Genomic DNA, 5511 nt, shown 5'->3' with positions numbered 1-5511 from the left:
AGCGTTTATTTAACCTAGACCTAGGAAAGAAAATCATGGCTTTAAGTGAAATAAAAAATATTTTAAAAGCTAAAAAATAATTAAATTTCACTACACTTGTACACATAAACGCAAGGCCTTAAACCCCTTTTAAGTATTGGGTTTAAGGCCTTTTTAAAACATTTTTATTGAAAAACTCAAGATAATACCACACCCGTGCAGATATTGTCAACAAAAAAAAACCTAATCATCATGTGTTTTCGGCTGTTCCTTCGAAGCTCTACTACCAACACCTTAACAAAGACATTTATACTTATGTTTCACTAATAGCCTTTTCAAATACACGACAAATATCTTCAATATTCACCCCCATAGGCACTGCTGTTAAGACAAGCTCCACACGACGAGAACCTGCTCGAACAAAAGCTTTATGAAAAGACCGTTTTCGTTTTAATAATGAACGCCAAGTTCCTAGTCGACAAGGATAAATTAAACAGCAAACTACCCTTTTGCTTATTGAGACAGTTGAATAGGCCAATACCTGTAATAAGTCATTGCGGTGCCGCCCCCGCAATTCTTCCTCTAACTTAAACCACTTACCACGATTCAACTCCTCCCAATGATTTTTATACTTAGCATCAATAATAATTGTTTCTTGATCCCGCTCAAATACAAGATCTGGTAACAAATAACGCTGAGAACCTAAATAAGGTGGTGACCAGCTCAAAGGGGTAATAGTTTGCCTTTGACGGCCACTTTTAACTATTCCTCCAATACGGGCAGCTATCCTGTTTATTACTGTTTCCACCCAAGCCTCAAAAAAAAGTTCCATAGAGAGTATCCACGGCAGCCCCTGCAAATCCCCCAAACCTGCCAACCCCCGGTCATCTATCGACCATCCTACAGCTTGAATACCTTCACGAAATGCTGTCGTCTCTAGTTTTTTGTATAACCAACTGTGCAAAATGGTTGGATTCGGCCGCCGACTGGGCACATCACGTACCTTTTCCAATAAATTTTGACATATTCTTATCAAATGTAAAACAACCAGATCAGCCCCTTGCTGACTTTCCAAACCAGCCAATTGCTTCCGTAAAGTATAATGAATCGCCGCTTTTAAATCCCGGTCATCACGTAAATCAGGGAAACGACAAGGAACATTTAAAAAACCACATTGAGGCAATTTAGTAGTAGCATAATTAGTCCAATCTACTTGTCCCCGCGGGGCATTCAAATCTGCTTTAGTATATTCAAAGCGCCTTTCCATTTTCTCTAAAAGCCTCTGAAGTCGAAAAAGAACAGTAGAAGCAAGTACCCAAGAAGGTATTTTTCGATCTGATTGAGGAAGTAAAGGCAATGGTAAAGGCTCAGGCAGGACTTTCCATCCCATTCCTGCTAACAAAGGACCAATACCTTTCCATCCAAAGCGGGGTTTAATTACCAGTCCGTAATCCGGACAACCGCTGGTTGGGGATAATAAAGGAAAGGCACCCACTTGCCCACTAGTATATAAATTAATATTTACCTGATCACCATCATAACTAATATTACTATTTATGGAAAAGTCCTGCAAAATACCTCGATTTTGCCGCAAAAATTGTTTAGCCAATCGAGCAGCTTGTCCCTGAATATCCCGCGGCTTTGCTCCCCTAATTAAAAACTCCGCAGCTAATTGCAAATGGGAGTTGTCCACTGTTTCAAAGCAAGCAGTTTGTCGTCCCACATTAATTACACTCATATTACATACTCTCCAACCACTGCAAATAAGCTAAAATAGTATCCGCGAAAGAAGCAACATACCCTTGGGCTATATACTCTTCAAGTAAAGGTACCAAGTTAACTTTAAGCATTTTTAAGGCACGTTTTTCATCCTTTTCCAAAAAATAAGAGTGACCTGGCATTAAATCCAATCCCTCTTCCCCGGCATATTCCGTAAAAATATTAAGCATTTCTTTAAAAGTCTTTTGCATTAATTCACAGCCGTGGGCTTTAACTATGGACATTTGTGGCCATAACTTTACAAAGGCAAAACGCCGTCGTATTGCTATATCTACAATAGAAATACTTCTATCAGAGCTATTCATGGTTCCCAAAATATGAAGATTAGGTGGTAAAGCAAGTTGATCATTAATCGGCTGCGGAAATTTGTAGGGTAATTTAAGAATACGATCACTTTCCGCAGGCTCAAAAAGAAAAATAGCTTCCCCTAGTACTTTAGCCAAATCAGCCCTATTAATTTCGTCAATAACCAATAAAAAAGGCTTATCCTTTTGCTTTTTCGCTTGACATACCGCTTCCATAAGAAAACCTTTTTTAGGCTCAAATTGCAGCCCCAAATTACCTTTGCCGTGAACTGGTGCTAATCCTCCGATAAAATTTTCATATGTAGTATTGGGATGAAATTGAATTGTAGATCCCCTGCCCTGATATTTTTCTTTTAATAACCGTAAGGCTAGTCGTGTTTTACCAGTCCCTGGAGGCCCCTGTAAAATTACATATTTACGTTCTTTTAATAGGGAAACAACTTCAGATTCACTACAATCGGGAAATATATGAGAATAGTATGCAGTCTCTATACGCGCCGCATCCTCTTCTGCCCCCTTTAAAGGCTGATGTCCCCTTTCCGAAAACATTAAATCTAAAAAAGCCTTTAAACAATCAATTGCAGCCTGTCTTTTTAAACCAGGAACAAAAAAACCATAAATCACCCTTCCATAGCGATTAAACACGGTTTGATATTCCGGGAACATTTTTTTAACATTAGCCGGTATATCCAAATCAATTCGTGCGGGATCCTGCTTAGCCCAAGCAACCATTTCTCCAGCACCATACTCCTTATTTAACCATTTACAAATAGCAGCCACTTTACGACCATGCCCTGGACGTGCGAAAACATCCTCATCAGGGCTTAACCCTTGAGTCCCAATAGCCATAGCAATCAAGGCTGGATGACCCTCTACAGGAAAAATAACAAAACTCATACCACCATAAGCACCCGAATCCGGATTAGAGGGATCAATTAAGGCCGCAAAAGGAACCCCAACAGAACCAGAACGAAACTGCGGGGCCCGAATAGTTACTGAATCTTCCGCCCTTTTGGCATACCTACCAGCAGGTGCACCGTAAAGCTCTGCAAATGCATCCTGACAAGATTTAGACCAATCATCTCTAAAACCGGCATAGATCAAATCAAGTAATTTTCTCATAAAAAACTCCTTTTTTACATTATATTTCGATAAAGAAATGAAAAAACCCTGCTTAAGTGATCCATTTTTCTATTAATCTGTAAACAACCCCGCATCCAAACCAAGATAAGTATCAGGCACCTCTCCTACTATTATTGTCTCGGCAATGGGAACTTGATTATAAATATCTATAGTTTCAGTAGCTAAAGGAATAATAATTTGGATAGTAGTTTTAATTTGTAAATAAAGAAGATGTCTGGTTTGATTTATACCGGCCTGTTGAAAATCATCAAGGAAATTAACATGTACGGTTCCCAGGGGTGTTAATTTAACCTTTAGCTGAGGTCCCCAATGAGCCAAAAGGGGACTATCTAGGGCTTGACCTACGGGAATCTGAAATGAATCTGTTTCCAAAGAATTTAAGACCTTCTTTATTTCTAAAGCAGCTTTTGTTAGTACCCTGCTAATTTTAACGGTATTGGCCTGCATTAAGGTTACCCTTTGTGCAGCATCCTTATGGATGGCTATTAATTCTTCATATTCTGTATCTATTAAAACCTGTTCATATAATGCTTGATTCATAGCTTCCACAGCCATACTATGAGCCTTTATTTCCGCAACTGACAATATAGTTGGTTTTAAATTGTTTTCAAATTGGCGGAATAAAAAGATTCCGGCAAGACTAAAAAAAAATATAATTAAAAAAATAATTATACCGGGAGCAATAAAGATCCGTCTTTTTAATCCCCATCTGGACTTATACCAACGCAAAACTTTTCAACCCCCAGTATCCCCCTCTTTAATCAATATATATGTATCTATTTTCAAAAAGTGTCAACTCACTTCAAGTTAAACTTTTTTATGGAATATGCTATAATAAGGCAAGCATGATTAGGGGGTGTCCCTTTATGACACGTAGTAAAAGACGTCGCCGCAAAAAAAAGATTAGATACAGCCGTCTACTACTATTAATTGTCCTACTAGCTTCCTTTATTTTTGTTGGTTTAGGACTAGGTTTAGTGGTAGGAGCCTTGGCTACACTACCACCTTATGATCTTAATCATATTACTGGTGATTTACCTAGTCTACTTTTTGACAAGGACGATCAAGAAGTTACACCTGTAAGGTCTGCCAAAAACAGAGTGGAACTTAGTCAAAACGAAATTCCCGAAGTAATCAAACAAGCAATTATCGCCATTGAAGACCAACGTTTCAAAAAACATCATGGTCTAGATCTTTATCGTTTAGGTGGAGCGATAATTGCCAATATCACTAAAGGTTATGGGGCCCAAGGTGGTAGTACACTTACTCAACAACTTGTAAAAAATGCTGTTCTTAAAAATCCGGAAAAGAAAATCCGACGTAAAATCCAAGAACTCTTTATCGCTTTTCAAGTAGAAGCTAAATATTCCAAAGAACAAATTCTTACCTTCTATTTAAATAATGTTTATTATGGGGAAGGTGCTTGGAGCTTACAAACTGCTTCCCAAGTCTATTTTGGAAAAGATGCCTCTGAATTAGATTTAGCCGAAGCCGCGATGCTTGCCGGTGTGGTAAATGCCCCAAGTAGATATTCTCCTTACAAAAACCCAGAAAAAGCAAAACAACGCCGAGCCCTTGTACTTAACGAAATGGTTAGTTTAAACTTTATTTCCTCCGAGGAAGCGGAAAAAGCCAAAGATAAACCTTTCAATTTAGTAGGGCTGCAGCCTAATGATTATCAATATCAATCTTTTATAGATTACGTCATTAGTGAAGCTATCGATAAAATGAAATTAACCGAGGCAGATATCTCCTCTTTTTATACTGCTGGCTATCGCATTTACACTACTATGGATACAAAAACTCAAGTTGAAGCAGAAAAAGTTTATGCTGATCCTAATAATTTTCCAGCAGGTAAAAAAGGTCAAATTGTTCAATCAGCCATGGTGGTACTTGATCCCCACACCGGGGGAATTTGGGCTTTAATTGGTGGCAGAGATCAGCAAGGTGAACGTCAATTTAACAGGGCCGTAGATGCAGTTCGACAACCCGGCTCAGCAATTAAACCTGTAGCTGTTTATGGACCGGCCGTAGAAAAAGGCTATGGTCCAGCTACTGTTCTAGATGATTTTCCCCAGCAATATGATCTAGGGGGAGGAAAACTTAAAACTTTTGTAAACCATGATAACCGCTACCGCGGTTTAATCAGCATGCGTACCGGAATTCAACATTCCGTAAATACCGTAGCCGTAAAAATGCTGCAAAAAATCGGTATAAACGATAGTATCAACTTTATTAAAGGCTTAGGTATTACTACCTTAGTAGAAAGCGGAGACCCTAATGATAAAGGACTTTCCTTAGCCTT

General features: G+C 38.7%; 4 protein-coding genes. 1 reads left to right on the top strand and 3 read right to left on the bottom strand.

Going from position 1 to position 5511, the window contains the following annotated elements; all coding sequences use genetic code 11:
* Window positions 1-292 precede the first annotated feature (292 nt).
* The 3 genes from GX687_06195 to yunB form a co-directional block, all read right to left on the bottom strand.
* Window positions 293-1717, bottom strand: a complete 1425-nt coding sequence (locus GX687_06195; GenBank protein HHX97028.1) for a hypothetical protein — start codon at window positions 1715-1717, stop codon at window positions 293-295.
* Between the two features lies 1 nt (window position 1718).
* A complete protein-coding gene (locus GX687_06190; protein HHX97027.1) occupies window positions 1719-3185 on the bottom strand; it encodes an AAA domain-containing protein in 1467 nt (488 codons plus the stop codon).
* Between the two features lie 72 nt (window positions 3186-3257).
* Window positions 3258-3935 carry a sporulation protein YunB gene (yunB, locus tag GX687_06185; GenBank protein ID HHX97026.1) on the bottom strand — a complete coding sequence of 226 codons (678 nt, stop codon included), beginning with the start codon at window positions 3933-3935 and terminating at the stop codon, window positions 3258-3260.
* Window positions 3936-4072: 137 nt separating this feature from the next.
* Here yunB and GX687_06180 point away from each other — a divergent pair.
* The coding region (locus GX687_06180) for a penicillin-binding protein 1A (protein HHX97025.1) at window positions 4073-5511 on the top strand (1439 nt) is incomplete at its 3' end.

Source organism: Clostridia bacterium, assembly GCA_012841935.1.
In the GTDB taxonomy this organism is placed as follows: domain Bacteria; phylum Bacillota; class Peptococcia; order DRI-13; family DTU073; genus DUTS01.
Note: the sequence above shows the minus strand (reverse complement) of the source record. Positions and strands in the feature narration are given on the sequence as shown.